At 62.4% G+C, this 18,847-nt stretch carries 15 protein-coding genes and 2 pseudogenes; 10 read left to right on the top strand and 7 right to left on the bottom strand.

The window, feature by feature from the left end; genetic code table 11:
• Nucleotides 1–145: 145 nt before the first annotated feature.
• The 6 genes and pseudogenes from MFM001_RS25270 to MFM001_RS25040 all read left to right on the top strand — a co-directional run bounded on the left by MFM001_RS25270 (nt 146) and on the right by MFM001_RS25040 (nt 6,292).
• Nucleotides 146–283, top strand: a complete 138-nt coding sequence (locus MFM001_RS25270; protein ID WP_371685619.1) for a hypothetical protein — start codon at nt 146–148, stop codon at nt 281–283.
• A gap of 69 nt (nt 284–352) precedes the next feature.
• Nucleotides 353–717 (top strand): annotated as a pseudogene (locus MFM001_RS25275) (class I SAM-dependent methyltransferase).
• Nucleotides 718–1,147: 430 nt separating this feature from the next.
• Nucleotides 1,148–1,906, top strand: coding sequence for a phthiotriol/phenolphthiotriol dimycocerosates methyltransferase (locus MFM001_RS23445; RefSeq protein WP_116377657.1), 759 nt, complete (start codon nt 1,148–1,150; stop codon nt 1,904–1,906).
• Nucleotides 1,907–2,537: 631 nt separating this feature from the next.
• Nucleotides 2,538–4,178 (top strand): GMC oxidoreductase, encoded by a 1,641-nt coding sequence (locus tag MFM001_RS23455; protein ID WP_116377658.1) that lies wholly within the window; start codon nt 2,538–2,540, stop codon nt 4,176–4,178.
• Between the two features lie 277 nt (nt 4,179–4,455).
• Entirely contained in the window at nt 4,456–5,241 is a 786-nt protein-coding gene (locus tag MFM001_RS23460; RefSeq protein WP_116377647.1) for a GAP family protein, read from the top strand.
• 259 nt (nt 5,242–5,500) lie between these two features.
• On the top strand, nt 5,501–6,292 hold the full coding sequence (locus MFM001_RS25040; RefSeq protein ID WP_238159372.1) for a hypothetical protein: 792 nt from the start codon (nt 5,501–5,503) through the stop codon (nt 6,290–6,292).
• A gap of 423 nt (nt 6,293–6,715) precedes the next feature.
• Here MFM001_RS25040 and MFM001_RS23475 read toward each other — a convergent pair.
• The 3 genes and pseudogenes from MFM001_RS23475 to MFM001_RS24410 all read right to left on the bottom strand — a co-directional run.
• Nucleotides 6,716–7,217 (bottom strand): annotated as a pseudogene (locus tag MFM001_RS23475) (Gfo/Idh/MocA family protein); the annotation flags it as partial.
• A 283-nt stretch (nt 7,218–7,500) separates the two neighbouring features.
• A complete protein-coding gene (locus tag MFM001_RS23480; RefSeq protein ID WP_116377648.1) occupies nt 7,501–8,307 on the bottom strand; it encodes a TylF/MycF/NovP-related O-methyltransferase in 807 nt (268 codons plus the stop codon).
• A 143-nt stretch (nt 8,308–8,450) separates the two neighbouring features.
• Entirely contained in the window at nt 8,451–8,708 is a 258-nt protein-coding gene (locus tag MFM001_RS24410) for a hypothetical protein (protein WP_142760728.1), read from the bottom strand.
• A 234-nt stretch (nt 8,709–8,942) separates the two neighbouring features.
• Here MFM001_RS24410 and MFM001_RS23490 point away from each other — a divergent pair, with 234 nt between their 5' ends.
• Nucleotides 8,943–9,743 (top strand): GAP family protein, encoded by an 801-nt coding sequence (locus tag MFM001_RS23490; RefSeq protein ID WP_116377650.1) that lies wholly within the window; start codon nt 8,943–8,945, stop codon nt 9,741–9,743.
• A 53-nt stretch (nt 9,744–9,796) separates the two neighbouring features.
• On the opposite strand, the gene MFM001_RS23495 is transcribed toward MFM001_RS23490, so the two are convergent.
• The 4 genes from MFM001_RS23495 to MFM001_RS23510 all read right to left on the bottom strand — a co-directional run bounded on the left by MFM001_RS23495 (nt 9,797) and on the right by MFM001_RS23510 (nt 14,879).
• On the bottom strand, nt 9,797–10,705 hold the full coding sequence (locus MFM001_RS23495; RefSeq protein WP_116377651.1) for a class I SAM-dependent methyltransferase: 909 nt from the start codon (nt 10,703–10,705) through the stop codon (nt 9,797–9,799).
• 378 nt (nt 10,706–11,083) lie between these two features.
• The gene (locus MFM001_RS23500) at nt 11,084–12,352 is read right to left on the bottom strand and encodes a glycosyltransferase (RefSeq protein WP_116377652.1); all 1,269 of its coding nucleotides are present in this window, start codon (nt 12,350–12,352) and stop codon (nt 11,084–11,086) included.
• A 218-nt stretch (nt 12,353–12,570) separates the two neighbouring features.
• Nucleotides 12,571–13,572 carry an NAD(P)-dependent oxidoreductase gene (locus MFM001_RS23505; RefSeq protein ID WP_116377653.1) on the bottom strand — a complete coding sequence of 334 codons (1,002 nt, stop codon included), beginning with the start codon at nt 13,570–13,572 and terminating at the stop codon, nt 12,571–12,573.
• 2 nt (nt 13,573–13,574) lie between these two features.
• A complete protein-coding gene (locus tag MFM001_RS23510; RefSeq protein ID WP_238159373.1) occupies nt 13,575–14,879 on the bottom strand; it encodes a nucleotide sugar dehydrogenase in 1,305 nt (434 codons plus the stop codon).
• A 465-nt stretch (nt 14,880–15,344) separates the two neighbouring features.
• Here MFM001_RS23510 and mtf2 point away from each other — a divergent pair, with 465 nt between their 5' ends.
• From mtf2 to MFM001_RS23525, 3 genes are all read left to right on the top strand, one after another.
• The gene (gene mtf2 / locus MFM001_RS23515) at nt 15,345–16,151 is read left to right on the top strand and encodes a fatty-acid O-methyltransferase Mtf2 (protein WP_116377654.1); all 807 of its coding nucleotides are present in this window, start codon (nt 15,345–15,347) and stop codon (nt 16,149–16,151) included.
• A gap of 58 nt (nt 16,152–16,209) precedes the next feature.
• Nucleotides 16,210–17,601: a hypothetical protein gene (locus MFM001_RS23520; RefSeq protein WP_192887039.1), complete on the top strand. Its 1,392-nt coding sequence runs from the start codon at nt 16,210–16,212 to the stop codon at nt 17,599–17,601.
• Between the two features lie 372 nt (nt 17,602–17,973).
• On the top strand, nt 17,974–18,847 hold an 874-nt coding region (locus MFM001_RS23525), incomplete at its 3' end, for an acyltransferase (protein ID WP_142760729.1).

Consider the following 18,847-nt stretch of genomic DNA (forward strand, 5'->3'; position numbering starts at 1 on the left):
TTAACGCGTTATTGGCGTGAGACTTTCATGAGCAAACGCGACGTACAGGAAGAATTGAGATGGCAGAACGCCAGTTAAAAAGACCGCGTGCTAGGCACCCTGCGGCAACGAGCCCAGGTCGTCCCGAACTGGGTCCTTCTCCTATATGAACCGCCGTTCCAGCGACGACGTGCTCTTTACGAACTGGTGCTATGAAGAAGACCCGCCGATGAACCTGCTCTTGGACGCCGCCGACGAGCCCAACCGGTACCCGATCCAGCTCTATCACCGCACCGCGACCTAATCCGGCGAGCTTACCGGCAAGCGCGTGCTCGAAGTCGGCTGCGGGCGCGGCGGCGGGGCATCCTATTTGATGCGAGCGCTCCGCCCAGCCTCCTATGTCGGGCTGGACTTGAACGCGGCCGGGATCGACTTCTGCAGTCGGCGCCACCGACTGCCGGGATTGCGGTTCGTGCAGGGCAACGCCGAGAACCCCCGTTCCCTGCAGAGTCGTTTGATGCGGTGATCAACATCGAATCCGCGGCATTGTATCCGCATTTCGATCGCTCCCTCAGCGGGGTCGGGCGCGTGCTGCGCCCGGGCGGGACGTTCCTCTACGCCGACACACGGTGGCGGTCTGAGTTGGCCCGGTGGGAGTCCGCGCTGGCCCGCGCGCAGGGCTACGGATTGTGTCGTGGCGGGAAATCAACGCCGACGTCATGCGGGGAATGGAACTGAACTCAGTGGCAATCCCGGCAGCGACGGAAAGCGTAGTGCCCAGGCTTTTGCGGCGGTGGGCACGGAAGCAGGACTCGTTGGTCCCGCGGAATCTGGAGAGCGGACGGCTGTTGTACCGGATGTACTGTCTCGCCAGGGCAATATGACTTATCTCCCGATGAACGTGACATGCAGGCTGCGGGAAACACGACAAACGACGTTAAACTCATGAGCATGGGCGGACATCCGCTCGTGCATCCCAGTACCTGGTGAGCTGGCGTCGGATCAGGTCGATACGATATCGGACGTCGCAATCGGTGACGATCAACTGCTGTGGCCGACCGGGACGGTTATCGACCTAACCCTGCGACGGTATCTACCCGCTGGCTTGATCGGGCGGTACAACTCTGCGCTGGACGCTGGCATTTACACAAACGGAGAATCGCAACGCATGAGCATCGCAACCCGACTCGCGCCGCTGGTGTTCAAACCGTACTATTCGCTGACTAGCCGCTTCGCCAGCGACGACTTCGTGTTCCTGAACATGAGCTACGAAGAAAACCCGCCGATGGGGCTGCCGCTGGATCCGGCCGACGAACCCAATCGGTATTTCATCAACTTCTACCATGCGGTCGCCACCCAAAACGGCGATCTCGCCGGGAAGCGGGTGCTGGAGGTCAGCTGCGGGCAGGGCGGTGGCGCCTCCTACCTGACCCGCACCTTCCGCCCCGACGCTTATGCCGGCCTGGATCGCAACCGCGCCGGTATCGAGTTCTGCCGCCGCCGCCACCAGCTGCCCGGCTTGGGGTTTGTGCACGGCGACGCCCAACGCCTGCCGTTTCCCGATCAGTCGTTTGATGCGGTCATCAACATCGAAGCCTCCACCCATTACCCCGACTTCCCCCGGTTCCTCGCCGAAGTGGCCCGCGTTCTCACCCCCGGGGGCCGGTTCCTCTACGCCGATGTGCGCCCCGCCGAACAGATCCCCGCATGGGAAGCCGACCTCGCGGCCTGCCCGCTGCGGATCGTATCCTGGCGCGATATCAGCGACGATGTGGCGCGCGGCATGGAACACAACGCGCAACTGAAAGCCCACAACATGCGCTACCTGCCCGCGCCCATCGCCAAGCGCTATGTGGCGAACGCCTGCCAGTCCCTGCGCAGCGAGGCTGGCTCCTACCGGATGTACTGCCTCGCCAGACATACCTGAAACGCGTGAAAGCCCCGGCTGTCTCGGAGTCGGAACTCACGACGACACAGGCGGGGCAGCCTTTTCAACGTGTCGCGTTCTGGGTGCTTCGGGATTCGGATTGCCGGGGTTGGTGATTCGAAGGTCAGATCAGACATCGCCAGCACTGCGCGCTACGGTTCGCGGGGAACCCGTGACCGACTCTACGATTCCCGCCTCAGCGGTGGGGCGGGTTGATTTTGGCGAGGGCATCGCGGAGGGGGTCGGCGGCTGTGCTGGTCGCACGCTCGGGCCTGCGATCGAGGCGCGCGGCTGCAGTTGGACGACCTCGACTGGCGCCGGGCGGATCGTCTTGCGCGGCAAGGCGTCCCGCAAGGACGGAATGCCGCTACCCACCGCTGTCGGGGAGGCGTCGAGCGCCTACCTGCGCCAGGCCCACCCGACGACCGGCGAACCGCCAAGTGTAGGTGCGGCCGTGCCGGTTCGGCTATCACCACCAGCAACGGATCCCCGGCGGCGTCGGACACCCAGGTCTCCACCGTGGCCGCGCGGGGAGCTGCAACCTGTCCGACCGTGCCGGCAGCGGATGGTACGTTCGTGATTCGTCCAAACGGGCAAAGCTTTGGGCCAGTATCCGCTGAGGAACTCGATTTTGGCGAACGGCGAACTGAATCCGCGCGAGGCGGAACGCGTTATGTGGGACGTGATTGTCGTCGGCACCGGCATGGGGGGCGGGATGCTGGGCTACTCGCTGGCCCGGTCGGGCCGCAGGGTACTGTTCGTCGAAAAGGGGCACTCGACACTGCCCGGGGTGCCGGGAACGATCCGCTCTTCGATGCCGGAAACGGCCGAGCCGATGGCAGGCCGTTCGGCTGAGGCTTACTACGACGCCTTGGCCCGGGCCGGGCGCTCAACCGATGAGATCGAAGACATCAGTGGGCGCTTCTCGCGGCGGTTTGTGCCGTTCATCGGCAGCGGGACCGGGGGGTCGTCGGCCCTCTATGGCATGGTCTGCGAGCGATTTTTCGTTCGCGATTTCACTCCCCGGCAAAACTTCCACGACCCCGGCGATTCCACCGTTCCGGACGCCTGGCCGATTACCTACCAGCAGATGCGGCCCTGGTACGCGGAGGCGGAGAAGCTGCTGGGTGTTCGTGGCCAGCCCGATCCCCTGCGCCCGGAAGCGGCCGAAGTCAATCTGCCTGCGGCGCCGCCGTTTTCGGCGGACAACCAGCCGCTGGTCGACTACCTGACAGGTCGCGGATTGCATCCCTACCACCTGCCGATGGCCTGCGATTACACCGAGGGCTGCACCACCTGTCAGAGCTATCTGTGTCACCAGTCGTGCAAAAACGACGCCGCCCGCAACTGCCTGCTGCCCGCCGTTGCCGAGCACGGCGCGCATCTGCTGGCGCAATGTCGAGCCGCGCGCCTAGAGGCCGACCGCACCCAGGTCCGACACGTGATCTGCGAGCACCCCTTCGGCACGCTGGCCCTCAAGGCCAAGGTGGTGGTGCTGGCCGCCGGTGCACTAGTCACCCCGGTGCTGTTGCTCAATTCCCGCTCGGGCGATTGGCCGCGCGGATTGGCCAACGGCTCGGATTTGGTGGGGCGCAACTTGATGCGCCACCTGGTTGACTTCATTGAGATCTGGCCGCAACCCGACTGCAAGATCAGCGCCCCAAACAAGGAAATCGGGCTGAACGATTTCTATTTCTGGGAGGGGCAGAAATACGGCACCGTGCAGTCGTACGGCGCGGTGCCGCCCATGGAGTTGTTGACCAACCACCCCGGCTGGCGGAACAAGGTGCTGCGCGCGATGAGCCCGGCGGTGCGCCCAATCTACGAGCGGTTCCTCAACGGCGGACTAGCGCTGGCATTGATCATGGAAGACCTACCCTATTTGGACAACCGTGTCCTGCCATTCGATCGGCCAAGCTCGGACGGCCGCCAGCGGTTGCGAATTCAGTATCGTTTTCACGCCAGTGAGATCGAGCGCCACACGGTGTTTTTGCGGCAGTTGAACGAGGTGTTGAAGCCGTTCCGCAAAATCACCCTGCGGGGCGCCAAAAACAACGCATCACTGGGACACGTCTGCGGCACGTGCCGCTTCGGTACCGATCCCAAAACCAGCGTGCTAGACCGACAAAACCGGGCGCACGAACTGGACAACCTCTATGTGGTGGATTCCTCTTTCTTCCCCTCCAGCGCCGGTTTGAATCCCAGTTTGACGGTCGCGGCCAACGCCTTGCGGGTGGCCGCGCACGTGAACCAGGTGCATTTCGCCACCTGACGATCACTCGTTGGCGAAGCAGTACATCCGATAAGAGATCTCTCCGCTTTGCAGCGCGTGGCGGGTCTTCGCCACAAACGTATTGACCAAGAACGCCGGAGTAGGGCGATTCGATTCGGGCAACCGCGCCACATCCTATGAGGGCCTGCCAGTCGGCATCAAACCCGGAACGGTTCATTTACATAACGAGGCGCATCGAGGCTCGTGTGTCGAGTTCATGTGTCGAGGTTGGCCGAAGGCCATCGCAAAGCGACGGGAAGCACTAGGGTTTGCGGCCATGTGGGGCTCAGTGCTCGGGCTGGCGCTTCTGATAGCGCTCGACCCGATCCGTCTCGGGTGGACCCTTCTCGTGATCTCCCGGCCAAGGCCCATGCAAAATCTGGTCGCCTACTGGATCGGCGGCCTGGCAGTGGTTCTTCTCGTCCTGCTGGTTCCGATGACGGTGCTGCACCACACACGAATGTTTGCATCTCTTGCGCATTATTTAGCCACAAGCCCCATCGTCAGCCACATTCAACTCGGCATGGGCGTGCTCGCACTATCAATCGCCGCGCTGATGACAGTGTGCTTGTTGGCGCGTCAGCGTCAGCCGGCGCACCTGCCCACACCGGGCGGAAACACATCGACCCTGGTGCTGGACCGAAATACACCGACCGTAAATCCGCCGCTGCTGGGCCGCGGGCAGGACGCGGCGACGGAGGGCGGATCTGCGATCCGGCGGTTGGTCGGCCGGGCCCGCGATGCGTGGGAAAACGGATCCTTGTGGGTCGCGTTCGTGATCGGCTTTGCATGCACGCCGCCACCCGACAACGTTTTAGCGGTACTTACCATCACCGTGACATCGGGAGGCGCGATCGGCACGCAGATCAGCGCCGCCATCGCATTCGCCGTCGGGATGCATGCGATTACCGAGATCATGCTCGTCAGCTATCTGGTCATGCCAACGAAAACCCAAGCGGTGCTGGAACTGCTGCACGGCTGGGCGCTGGCTCGCCGTCGGCAGCTCCTGGTAGCCATGTTTGCAGTGGTTGGGGTCATCCTGGTCGTCAGCGGCATGCGCTGATGGTAAGCATCTGAGCGGTGGCGAAGAGCCGGGCTGGCTTGTGCAGCGCCCGTTGCGGCTGAAAATGTGGCACGGTAGTCGCCTTGCGACGCAGCGTCGTCTTTGTTTTGTCCCGGGAGACCGTGTAAGCCTGAATCAACGGACGGGACCGGAGCAATGATCCGAACCAGTGGATGGCTCTCGGCAATGGGACGCGGTTAGTAGTTCGCGCACGAGGTCGTGCGGCGCGCCTCTGCCGCTGTGGTGCGACAACACGCTGATGATCACGACGGGGCACTCCCCCGGACGGGCACGGCGCTTCAATCCTTCGAAGCAGCGTATCGGTAACAGGACTCCTCGTTTTGCACTGAGCAGCAAAGCTTACCGCCGTGCACACCGGTTTGACTGCGAGCTAAGCCTTGCACAAAACGCCCGCGCGCGACTGATCGATCACGTCGTGCATCCGCGGCGAGGTTTCTCCAACCTGGCGGCGATCCCATCAACCCAAACCGAGGCCATCAGTCACATGGCCGTACTCATTGGTGTGAATGTGAGTGCCGAACCCGCCGGCATCGGGCACCCAGGTTTTCACCGTGGCCGACGCGGAGAACTCCAACCTTCCCGTGGCAGCGGATGGTACGTTCGCGATTCGCCCAAACCGGGCAAAGCTTTGCGCCATTATCCGCGGAGAAACTCCATCTTGGCTAACGGCGAACTCACCGCGCGCGAGGCGGAACGCGTTGTGTGGGACGTGATTGTCGTGGGCACCGGCATGGGCGGCGGGATGCTGGGCTACTCGCTGGCCCCGTCCGGCCGCAGGGTTCTGTTCGGCGAGAAAGCACGCTCGACACTGCCCGGGGTGCCAGGAACGACTCGCTCTTCAATGCCAGAAATGGCCGACCCGCAGACGCCACCGCGCGGGCGTTCGCTCGTGCATCCCGGATCTGGTGAGGTTGCGTCGGATCAGGTCGAGGTACAGAGATCGCACGCGGCGATCGGTCACGGTCAAACTGCCCCTATCTCGGATGCCAGTGCCGGGCTGAGTCTAGACGCTCGCCGACGCCGTCAATGAGTTTCGGAGCTTCCGAGATCAGTTCAGCAAAGTGTTCGGTTGTTTACAACGATGTGCTTGCGCTAGTCAGCAGGAAATCTTGGCGAAAATGGCCAGATTCGATTCCCGGCAGCTGCGACACGAGCCCGGCGCGCGCCTAGAAGTAGGTCCCTGGTACACCGCGATGGCACGTGGCCGACGTCAGTTGGCTGTACGGTCGAGGTTCTCACGCCCGCAACGGAATCGCGCGCCAGCGCGCCCAGAACAACCGGGGGAAGCCTCAACGGAACCAACGGACATGAGCCAGCCCGGTAGGGGTTTCCAGCCATGTCGAGCTCAGTGCTGGTGCTGGCGTTTCTGGTGGCGCTAGATCAGGTGCGTCTCGAGCCTGCCGACAGTGTAGGCGAGCCTTTTTGCATGGGCCGTGGCCGGGAGATCACAAGAAGGGTGACGCCAGCAGCAGGCCGCCTCCACCCGGTCCAGCTTGCCCAGGTCTCCCGAGGCAACGATCTGCTCGACGCGCAAAGCCAACGGATGGTAGCGGTAATGGATTGCCTCCATCACAACCCGGTCCGACTTCGCAGCCAGTCCGGCGATCTCGCGGGCCTCGGCGGCGTTGGCAGTTAAACGGCTTTTCATACAGCACATGCTTGCCCGCCGCAAGCGCAGCTCGAGTCCACCTGCCGTGCAAGCCGTTCGGCAGCGGGATATAGACGGCATCCAGGTCTGGATCGGCGATCAGCGTCTCGCAGCTGTCATGCACCCGGGCGATGCCGTGTTTGGCGGCAAAGGCTTGACCACGAGACGCCTCGCGTGCCGCCACCGCGGCCACCACCACCACTTCGGCGTGTCCCTGGGCCGGGTTGATGAGCGCCAACGGTGCAATGCGGGCCGCACCCAGGATGCCAATCCGCACGGGAGCCAAACGTTCAGGCACGGACCGGATGCTAGTAGCTGAGCCCGGTCGCCCAGCGGGAACGGCTCAGGCGCTGCGGGTGCGCTTCCATGACGGGCGACTGCCCAGCGCATCCGAAATCACGCCTCCAGCATCCGGTATTACCGTCGAAGTTGTTTGACTGGTGGGCGGGTCGACCAGATACCCGCTGGAACCAGTTGTGGCCCAAAAAGTCTGGGTAGTCACGCCGGAGGTCATGCGGTAGGCGACTCGCGGGATGGGCGAATTGCGGTGCTGCTGAGGCCGAGTGCGACGAAGAGCGTCCACATGATCTTCATTCCTTGCGCCACAGCACAGCACTCCCATCTATGTCCACGATCTCCGCGGATACTCGATGTTTCGTGCGGTAGTCCGTGACAGCTTGCCGACACCCCTTGATCATGTAGTCATCAATGATGCAGAAGCCCCCCGAGGACAATCGCGGGTAGAGCGCGTTGAGCGATTGTATAGTGGATTCGTAGAGGTCGCCATCAAGCCTTAATAGGGCGATGCAATCAATCGGGGCATCATGCAGCGTGTCTTTGAACCAACCAGGAAGAAAGCGGACCTGGTCATCTAACAGCCCGTAGCGCTGGAAGTTTGCCCTAACTTCCGCTTCCGACACGCCTAGTATGCCCGCAAACAGATCCAGCCTAATCCCTTTATCTGCCTTGTAATTTGCAGTGTCCGGGCGTGGCAGGCCCTCGAACGAATCGGCTAGCCACACGCGTCGCGCCTTATCCCCATAAGCTGCCAGGACCGCGCGCATCAGGATGCAAGCACCTCCGCGCCACACCCCGCATTCGACTAGGTCACCGGGGATGTCGTCGGCCAGTACCGTCTCAACGCAATGCTGCAAACTGGTGAGTCTCTCCATTCCAATCATCGTCTCGGCATTAGCGGGCCAGTCCAGACCCAAGTCGCGCTTCCGCTGGCCGAATGGGCTTACACCCATGAGGAGGGGGTTGAGGGTATTGAAGGTTTTGAGAAGTAGGCGTCGCCGCAGTGGCCACCCCGGGGGCATTCGGTCGTGCATCCCATATCCGGTTAGATTGCGTCGGAGCAAATCGAGATAGAGAGATCGGGCGTCGAGATCGGTCACGGTCTAAACTGCCCCTATCTACACTCCGGTACTCCAGCGCTGAGTCTGAACTTCGTGATTTCCCCGGCTACGCGCCGTGCAAAACCTGCTCGCCTACGGGTGGTTCCGAGGGAAGCTTACCCGCAGTATGTGATTCCGGGCGCTCAGAGGTGTGTACCGGTGAGCGAGAAGTCGTTCAATGCGCTCGAAAGGTCTTCTAGCAAGCCGTCATTCGAATTGGGGCGGCCCTCCTGATAAGCAAGGACCCAGACAAAAACGATTCCGTTCACTCGTCCCGACCCCAAAATCTGCACTCCGCCGATCCGGTCCATCATCGCCTTGGTCACGCCCACATAGTGCAGGTTCACGACGAAGTAGTCGGCGTCCGTGCCATCTGGCTGGCTGGCGGCCGTTAGGTTCAACTCCCGATTTGAAGTACAGATGATAGCTACTGAGCTCGCAATCAGGTGCCGAGGGCGTCGGAGGCCATCGCATATCAACGGGAAGCGCTCTTGAGCACGTGGCCAGGCGCCAGAAGGCTGCATGTCCGAGGCTCTCACGGTCGCAACGAAATCATGCGCTAGCTGGCCCAGGACCACCTAGGGAAGCGCCGAAGGAGCGAACAGATCAGAGCCAAGCACGGTAGGGTTCCGGCCATGTTGAGCTCAGTGCTGGGGCTCGGGCTTCTGGTGGCGCTAGATCCGGTGCGGCTCGGCGTCACCCTTCTAGTGATCTCCCGGCCACGGCCCGTGCAAAACCTGCTCGCCTACGGGGCCGGCAGCCTGACAGCGTGCATTCCCACACTGGTGGTTCCGCTGACGGTGCTGAACTCCACACACATGTTCAGCTCTTTCAGGCAACATTTCGACAACGCGACCACGAGCTCCACCGGCCGGCACATCCAAATCGGCTTCGGTGTGCTCGCGCTATCGATCGCCGCGCTGATTGCAGTACGCTCCTGGACGCGTCAGCGTGCCCAGCTGCCGACGCCGGGCGGCAATACGTCGACCCTGGTGCTGGACTCGAAGACACCGACCGCCATCTCGCGGCTGCTCGGCCACGGGCAGGATCACCCGACGGAGGGCCGGTCTGCGATTGGGCGCCTGTTCGCGCGCGCCCGCAATGCATGGGAGAACGGATCGTTGTGGGTCGCGTTGGTGATCGGCCTCGCATCGGGACCACCACTCGACGGGGTTGTGCTCCTACTCGCTATCGTCGTGGCATCGGGAGCCGCGATCGGCGCGCAGGTCAGCGCGGTCATTGCGTTCCTCGTCGGCATGCTTGCGGTTATCGAGATCGTCCTCGTCGGCTATCTGACCACACCTGCGAGAACCCTAGCGGCAGTGCGACTGGTGCACGACTGGGCGCGGCCTCACCGTCGGCCGATCCTGGCAGCCATCTTCGCAGTGGTTGGAGTTTTGTTGCTGGCCAACGGCATGGGCATCGGCAGCCCATGAGCTGGCGGCGAAGGATCCTGCGGCTTTGTGCGGCGCCCGTTTCCCCAACTCACTCATTTGGCTCGTAAGACGAAACCCGTCTGGTCACCACGGCCCTGCCGATTAAGCTCTTCTGCGCGCTTTTCCCACTCCCAGATTTGCTTGGGCCCAAACATCCGAAGGATTTTGGGGTCCGTCAATGGAACATCACGCCGGTAGCCTTCGCTGCCGATAAATTGACCTAAAGTCGAATCATCAAACGTCTTCTCCACCCGTAGCCCGGCCCTATCAGCCGCAATCGCCATTCCTCGTCGTGAAGGTATAACGATATGTCGAGGCGCATCGATCTGTACCCAGTTCGCGCCATAGATAGTCCACGCTTCGGATGAGGTCGTCGGCAGGCGAACCAAGCAAATAGCTCCAGCAGCGAGCCTCTCGTATGCGTCCTTAAGCGTCGCAACCGGGTCAGGCACGTGCTCCAGCGAATGATTGAACATAATGAGATCAAATTCGCCAGTCACTTCAGTCAAATATCGCTTCATCAGTGGCACGCCTAAGGGTGTCTCGCCATCGGCCGCGATAAACGGATCGGCACCAGACAAGTTGTTGAATCCAACTTTGGCCAACCGGTCAAGCAGCGCGCCACCACCACAACCGACATCCAGGATTCGCGCATCGCGTCCAATCGCTAGCTGACCCAACATCCTGACGACGTCTCCTCCCGCGGCAGCGTGGACGATACCTTCCGGTAGGGGCTTCGCTATGAGGGCACCGACCAGCCGACCGCCAGTCTGCAACTTAAAGTGGTCGTGCTGCGCAAACAGCCATCGGAGGACTTTCGGCTGAGCTGAAACCTTGTAGGCGTGGTAATTTGGGGGATAATAGCGCCTGAGCTCTTCATCCTCGAGCACATTAACAATCTGCAACGTATCGCACACAGTACAGCTGAAGTATTCAAACGGCTCTCGGGTTCCAAACAGCATCTCACGAACTACAATAGTTTGATGTGGGCCAGCAGATCCGCACAATTTGCAACCTTTGATAACCTCGTTCACTTGGCTCTCCCCGACTAGAAATTGGGCGCCACAAAAACGTGTGGCATGCGTGCAATCCGCGCGCAGTACCGATACACCCACGACCCGAGGTCTGAACTGCAAATGCCACGAAGACCTGTCTGCTCGCAAGGCGCCGAATTCGACGCGCACCGAGCAGACAGCAGTGTCGTCGGTTTCATGCAGCAATAGTAGTGACTCTCGGCATGCCACACCGGTCTGACGAACAAAGTTCCCCACCCGATAACCCACGCCGAGACAATCTGCCAGAGTTGGCCGCGCTGGTCACCGGCCGCCAGCCTTCACCGATCAACCAACACGCCTTAGGCGGGCGAAATTTTCAACAAGATCGGCGGCGGCCGCAATGCTTTCGGCGGGTTTGCTCATTCTGGTGGCGATCTCGCGAGCCCGGGCCATGTATTGCGGGGCCAGTATGGTGCGCAGGTCGGCGACCAGCGATTCCTGCGTAGTTGTCGAAAAGCGCCGCCCAGAGCCAACTTTCAGTCGTTTGAGCTGGGCCGCCCAGATCGGCTGATCGGGCAATGCTGAAAGGATCAGCTGGGGGACGCCGGCGCGCAGGCCACTGGCTGTGGTGCCCGAGCCACCGTGGTGCACGACCGCGCGGCAGGCAGGAAAGGTCGCTGCATAATTCACCGCCTTCACCGCCTTGATGTGCTGGGAATCGGGGACGTGACCGAAGTCAGTCCAGCCGGAGCAAACCAACGCCCGCTCGCCTAACTGCGCGCAAGCCGCGCTGATCATGGCGATCGTGTCGGCCGGAGATTTGATCGGCGTGCTGCCAAACCCAAAGCAAATCGGCGGTGTTCCCGCGGCGATCCACGAGGCGACCTCCTCATCGGCATCGGTTGGCAACTCCATCGTCAGCGCGCCGACAAAGGGTCGGTGGCCATCCCATTTCGCCCATTCGGCTGCCAGACCGGGAAAGCACACCTCGTCATAGGCCTGAAGTTCCAGCGATCCGCGCTCGGCGATCCGCCGCGCCAAGGGACGCGTTGCCTTCGGCAGGCCCAGTTCACGACGCTGCGCGTCCTCGACCTTCTTCGCTTGGCGCCAAGTCAACCACTCCAACGCCGTCATGGCGGAGCGGGTCAACGGTGCCGGCAAAAATGGAAGGAGCTGGCCATTGGCCCGCAGCGGGAAGTAATGCAGCGCGGCCAACGGAATGTCGTAATACTCCGCAACATCGGCAGCGGGAGCCTCGAAAGCCAGACCGGTGAACAGCAGGTCGGCGCCGTCGGCCAGCGACGTCAGCGTCCTGCTGATTTCCTCCCAGCACTGGACAACGAGCTCCGAAGTTTCGCGCGACAACCGGATCAGCTTCCGGATTCTCCAGGGGTGGCGGAAGAAACCTGTCCAGAAGTCGCGCGCCACTTCCTCAATGGTCTGCGTATCCAGCCGGTAAGCGACTGCCGCAAGCCCGGCGGACTCAACGAAACCAAAGAGCTCTGGCAGGACGGCCATGCGCACCTCGTGCCCACGGCGCAGCAACTCCCGACCGACAGCTACACAGGGCTCGACGTCGCCGCGAGTTCCATAGCTTGCCAGCGCAAATTTCACCGCGGATCCTAACTATTCAACTTGCCGTGCGCGCTCTGCAAAATGAAAGCGGCCGCGCCGCCCCCGGCCCAGCCGCCACGGCAGTTTAACCCGATACCCGCGCTATCATCCTGAGATCCAGAAGTTTTGGCTGCGCGGCTGAAAGCTCAACTCGTCTGGATGGTGGGTAACTGCGCGGTTGCCTGGTCGCACAACCGATTCCGAGCTCATCTGCTGTCTTACGTCTGGTTGCCCGCGGGTTCATTGAGGTACCACGGGTTGGCCCGCGCCCAATCGACGGTGCGGCGGATCCCTTCTTCGATATCAACCTGCAGGCGCCATCCCAGCTCCCGCTGCGCTTTCGTCGAGTCGGGGATACGACGAGGGATGTCCTCATAGCCAGCCCCGTATCGCGCCCCAGTATCAACAGCTTCGGCGCTGGACACCGAGTCGACATTCGCGATCTTGATCGCCAACGCGAGAGCGTCACGAACTGTCGTCTCGGTCATGCTCCCGATGTTGAAGGCCTCACCGATTGCGGCGCTGCTCCCGGCGGCAAGCAAGGTACCGGCGATCGCGTCGTCGACATAGGTAAAGCAACGTGTCTGGTCGCCGGAATCGTAGAGCAACGGCGGGCGGCCATTGAGGATCCGGTGAATGCTCTGCGAGATCACGAAAATCGGGTTCTGCCGCGGGCCGTAGACGTTGAAGTAGCGAACTACCGTCACCGGCAGAGCGTGAGCCGTATGCATCGCGAAGACGAGGTGCTCAGCCATGGCCTTGCTGGTGCTGTAGCTCCAGCGCGCGGTCCTTGTCGAACCGAGGACGCGGTCGTCGTCCTCGCTAAACGGTGGGTTCGGGTTTTTCCCGAACACCTCAGACGTGCTGGCGAACATCACGCGTATTCCGTGGCGGTGGCTCAGCTCGAGGACGTTGCGCGTGCCGGTCACGTTGACATCGAGAACTCGAAGCGGATCGTCGAGATAGTTTCTGACGCCGACAATCGCCGCCAGGTGAAAGACCGTGTCGACGCCGGCAGTCAGCGCTGTTTCGAGCGCACTGATATCGGTGACATCGCCGGGCACGAACCGGAAGTTGGGGTGCCGGTCGAAGTCGATGCTGGTGTCGCGGGTGTTCTTGGCGAAGTCGAATACGGTGACCGTGTCTCCGCGGTCCAACAACGCGGAGACCAAGTGCGATCCGATGAAGCCATAGCCGCCCGTTACGACGACATTGGACATAGCTACCGGCCAATCCCCTTGTAGACGAAGCCGGCGGCGCGCACCGCCGCTGGATCGAAGCTGTTGCGTCCATCGAGAAACACGCACCTGGCTGCCACCAGGTTCGCGAGCCGGGCCAGTGGGATCTGTTGGAACTGGCGGTGGCCCGCGAGGACCACCAAGGCATCGGCACCCTCGACCGCTGTCTCGATGTCTGCGGTGAGCGGGATCTTCGTCACGGTCGCGGCCTCCTCGGCGCCCACCCATGGATCATGGACCGAGAGGTCACAGCCGGACTCTTCCAACAACGCGACGACGTACTTGGTGGGCGTGAGTCGGCAATCGCCGGTGTTGTTCTTGAACGCGATGCCCAGCACCGCTATCCGGCTGGTCTCGATCGCCTTTCCCTGTTCGGCGAGTAGCTGCTTGAGCAGGCCGTAGGTGTAGGCCGGCATCGTGTCGTTGACAGTCCTGGAGGTCCGCGGAATCGCCAGGTCCAACCCGAGGGACTGCCCCAGATGGTTGACGAACCACGGATCCTTCGTCAAGCAGTAGCCACCGACGCCCATACTCGGCCTCAAGATGTTCACATTCTGGTTGACCTTGGGCATCGTGTTCGCGGCTTCAATGACCTGGAGTACGTCCATGCCGAGCCCGTCGCACACCTTGGCGAGTTCGTTCGCGAGCGCGACGTTCAGGTCGATCCAGACGTTGTCCGCAAGCTTGACCATCTCGGCGGTCCGCGGATCGTCGACGACGATGGACTCCACTCCCAGCGCGTGTCGCCACAATGTGGTGCAGGCGCGAGCGCTGCGCTCATCGACAGCACCGATGACAATCGGGATCGACATCAGCTCGTGGATGGCTTGACCTTCGGCGAGCCGTTCAGGGCAGAACGCCAACCCGAAGTCGACGCCGGCCCGCAGCCCTGACGCCTCTTCAACGATCGGCCTAAAGAGATTTTCGGTGGTGTCGGGTGGAACCGTGCTCTTGAGGATGACGAGGTGGCCGGCGTGCAGGTGTTCCCCCACGGCCCGCGCCGCTGCCTCGATGTCGTCGACGATGGGCTCGAAGTCCGGACCGAGTGGCGTACCGACGGTCACAATGACGAAGTCGTTTTCCGCGAGGACGCCGAAATCGGTCGTGGCGCGAAGCCGGCCGACTCGTACGTTGTTGGAGACCAGCTCGTTGAGCCCTGGCTCGGGCACAGTGGTCTTGCCCAGGTTGATTTCGTCGACGACGTTCTGTCTCACGTCGATTCCCGTCACAGGCCAGCCGCGATCAGCGAGCACGGCACCGATCACCGTGCCGATGTAGCCGAAGCCCACAACTGCGATCCCCGACCGCATGCCGCGCACCAAAAGGTCGATCTCGGCGTCGCTACGCCCAAACACGCCCTCAGGCATCGGCAGGTCCTGACCTTTCACGTCCCGTGCGCGTCCCGCGAAATAAAGCGGTTACATCGCGTCCCCGGCTAACTTCGCAGTCTAACCTCAATACCCCTCGACCTGGAATCCACAAGCTTCGGGCAAGCGCCCGGATGCCATTGCCTTCGACGGCGAATCGGCTGGCAAAGGTGAATTGGATGCCAGCACAGAGGCTCCGGCGCGCAGGCCTACGGACGTAGGTGCACACGTAGCCGCGGTGGAACGGCGGTGCGGCAGGCCGGCAAGGTGGGCGTGTAATTTACCACGGCGACAACCTTCACATCGTCGATGGGTCACATGTACATGAGCTCATTTCCGCGGGTGCAAACAACCGCATCGCAGTCGTTTCGCTGCCATACTCTGCCTATGCCACGCAAAGACCAAGTGATTCCCTCAACCGTGTGGAGGCTCCACCAACAGGGACAGAAGTATATTTACCCCTACTTCACCCGCCGACTTGCCGCCCGCGATGTTTTATTCCTCAATTACGGCTACGAGGAAGATCCGCCGATGGCCGTGCCGCTGGAAGCCTCCGACGAGCCCCATCGGTACAGCATCCAGCTCTACCACCGCACGGCGACTCAGGCAGATATCAGCGGCAAGCAGGTGCTGGAAGTCGGTTGCGGCCACGGCGGCGGAGCCTCCTACCTCACGCGGACCTTCCACCCGGCCTCCTACACGGCACTGGATTTGAACTCGGCCGCCATCGCCTTCTGCCGAAAAAGACACAACCTGGCCAGCCTGGAGTTCGTGCAAGGCGACGCCGAGAACCTGCCCTTCCCCGACCAATCCTTCGACGCGGTGATCAATGTCGAATCATCGATCCACTATCCTCAGTTTTCTCGTTTCCTGGCTGAAGTGGCGCGCGTGCTACGCCCTGGAGGGCATTTCCAATACACCGACGCCCGCTTTCGAGAGCATATTGCCGACTGGGAGGCGGCGCTGGCCGGCGCACCGATGCGAATGCTTTCCCAGCCGAGGGAGATCAATGAGGAAGTTATCCGCGGGATGGAGAGAAATTCACAGGAGTGGCCGGACTTGATCGATCGCCGGATGCTGAGACTTCTGTTCGGTCTAACCCGCGATAACGCGGACGTGCGGAACTCGCAGGTCTATCGGAACCTGCAAAGCGGGCGACTCTCGTACCGGATGTACTGCTTCGCCAAGGCATGAGGCGCCGTCGCCACCGTTCGCGTCTGAGCCCAGCGGTTCGCGTGTTCTACTTGATCTAGTGAATCGCTCTCCATCCTTTATCAGCGGCACATCCAACGGTGATGCGCGCCAGGACAATCGGCTCGCGTTGCTGGACCAAGCCTTGTTCGCAGGGCATCGCGCCGCCGCCATCAAAGAACTCATGCAGGTCCTGTGGCTTTATGAGCACCCAATCGATTTCGATGGGTTGAGGCGTTTTCACCACAATTTCGGTCACGGGTTGTTGGCAAGGCGTATCGAGTGTTCGCCGTTGCCTTTTGCCCGGCATCGGTGGGTCTCAGATCGGGGGCCGGAGATCGATATGGCTGAGTGCGCCCGTCCACGTGCTGAACTCAGTGACTGGGCTGATGAACGCTCACAACTACCCGTTGATCCGGAATTCGGGCCAGGCTGGCATCTCGGCGTCCTTCCACTGACCGACGGCTCGACCGCGGTCAGCCTGGTGATTTCCCACTACCTGCTCGACGGGCTCGGGCTTGTCGTCGCGCTGCTTGACGCGCTCCAGGGCAACACGCGCGATCTTGGCTACCCGCCGCCGCGTTCACGCACTCGACTGCAGGCGGTGCTTCAGGATGCCCGCCAAACGGCGCGGGACGCACCCGAGATTGCCCGGGCACTTGTCGCGACGGTAAAGCAGGCCCGAAAACAGGCCAGTCGCCGGCCGGGTACCGCCCGGTCACCCGCATCGCGACCCGTCGCTCCCCGTGGGAGCGTTGCGGATCACGTTGTCGTCGTGCCGGGTATCGCGATCTCCATCGACGCAGACCATTGGGATGCCCGCGCGAACGCCCTTGGCGGAAACAGGCATACGTTGGCCGCGGCGCTGGCTGCGAAACTCGGGGAGCGGATGGGGCGGCGACGCGCAAGTGACGGCGCCGTCACCTTGCAACTCCCCGTCAGCGATCGTGCCGAGGGTGATACGCGCGCCGTCGCTGTGTCGTTTGCGCGCGTCAGCGTGGACCCGACGCGGGTCGCGACGGATCTGCGCGACGTCCGCGCCGCCATCAACCAGGCGCTCACGACTCTGCGACACACACCAGCCGAGCGCCAGCCCCTGTGGCTGGTCCCGTTCCTCCCGAAGTGGGCATTGAAACGGATGGTCGATGCGGGGTTCACCCACCCCGATCGCCCGGTGTTTTATTCCAATCTCGGCGAGCTCGGCTCGGTGGTGAACCGCCTCGATGGCACCGACGCCGAGTACGGATGGGCGCGAGGGCCCAGGCAAGGCGTAACCCGACAGTGGCTTGAGCGAACGGGCGGCCAAGTCAACGTGCAGTCTTTGCGTATTCCGGGCAAGATAGTCATCACCGTCCTCGCCTACCAACCGGGCGCCGAAAACACGAAGTCCGCTCTGCGTGAGCTGGCCGCGCGCACGCTGACCGAGTTCGACCTGACCGGCCAGATCGACTAACGAATCGTCCCTGTGCGGCCTCAACGCGCGACCGTCCGGCCCAAGGGCTTGACGCTGCCCCTTCGCAGAAACGTTCGGCTCGCCGGGCAAAACCCCGCGCGCACAAGCAAATTGCGTGTTAAGCGCAATGAGCTGCGCGTGACAGATGACCCACGCGCCCTCACCACCATTTGGCACCATTCGTGATTTGGCGGAACCGATGAGCGAAGAGCTCGCGCCCGCGCAAGCCGACCGACAGCGGCGGGTCCGCTTGGCGGAATCGGCTGCTCGGCCGGTGGTTTGACCAGCGCGTGAACACCGAAAAATCCTGCTGGACTAGAGAAATTTCCGAAATCAGCCCTTCGATTTTGCCGAAATGTAAGTATTCAACGGATGCGTCCTCTTACCAAGCCCGCGACCCTACAGCAGGCCGACAGTGCTAGCCCTGACGGAGCGGGGCAGGGTGGCCGCTCAGCACGGAGGGAATTTCGCCCGGACATCGAGGGCCTGCGCGCCGTCGCGGTTTTAGCCGTGGTCCTCTTTCACGCTGAGGTGCCTGGTGTCGGTGGCGGGTACATCGGCGTAGACGTGTTCTTCGTCATCTCGGGCTTCCTCATCACCGGGCTGCTCTGGCGGGAGGTGCGCACCGCTGGCACCGTTCGGCTGCGCCGCTTTTACGGGGCGCGGGCCCGCCGACTGCTGCCGGCATCGGCCACGGTAGGCGTTATCACCGCGATCGGCGCGGCTGTCCTGTTACCCCCGTTTCAGGCCCGCACGGTCATCGGTGACGGCATCGCCAGCGCCTTCTATGTCGGCAACTACCGGTTCGTTCTACAAGGCGTCGACTACCTCACTCCCTATATGCCGCCATCGCCGTTCCAGCACTACTGGTCATTAGGCGTTGAGGAGCAGTTCTACCTGGTGTGGCCGGCCTTGATTATCGGTACGGCTTGGCTCATCCGGCTCATCCGGCGTCTGCGCCGGCGCACCCGGACCCACGTCACCTCGTCGCAAACTCCGTATCTGGTAGTCCTCGCGTTGGTAGGGGCCGTGTCGTTCACGCTTTCGCTGGCGGTCACCTACTGGATTCCCTCCGTGGCGTTTTTTTCGCTGCCCACGCGGGCCTGGCAGTTGGCCGTCGGCGGCCTGGTTGCCCTCACCGCCGGGCAGTGGCGCCGACTACGGCCAATACCTGCTGCGATCGCGGGATGGGGCGGCCTGGCCCTGATCCTGCTGGCCTGCACCCAGTTGAGCACGACCACCCTCT

The sequence above is a fragment of the Mycobacterium sp. MFM001 genome (assembly GCF_003402475.1).
Classification (GTDB): Bacteria; Actinomycetota; Actinomycetes; order Mycobacteriales; family Mycobacteriaceae; genus Mycobacterium.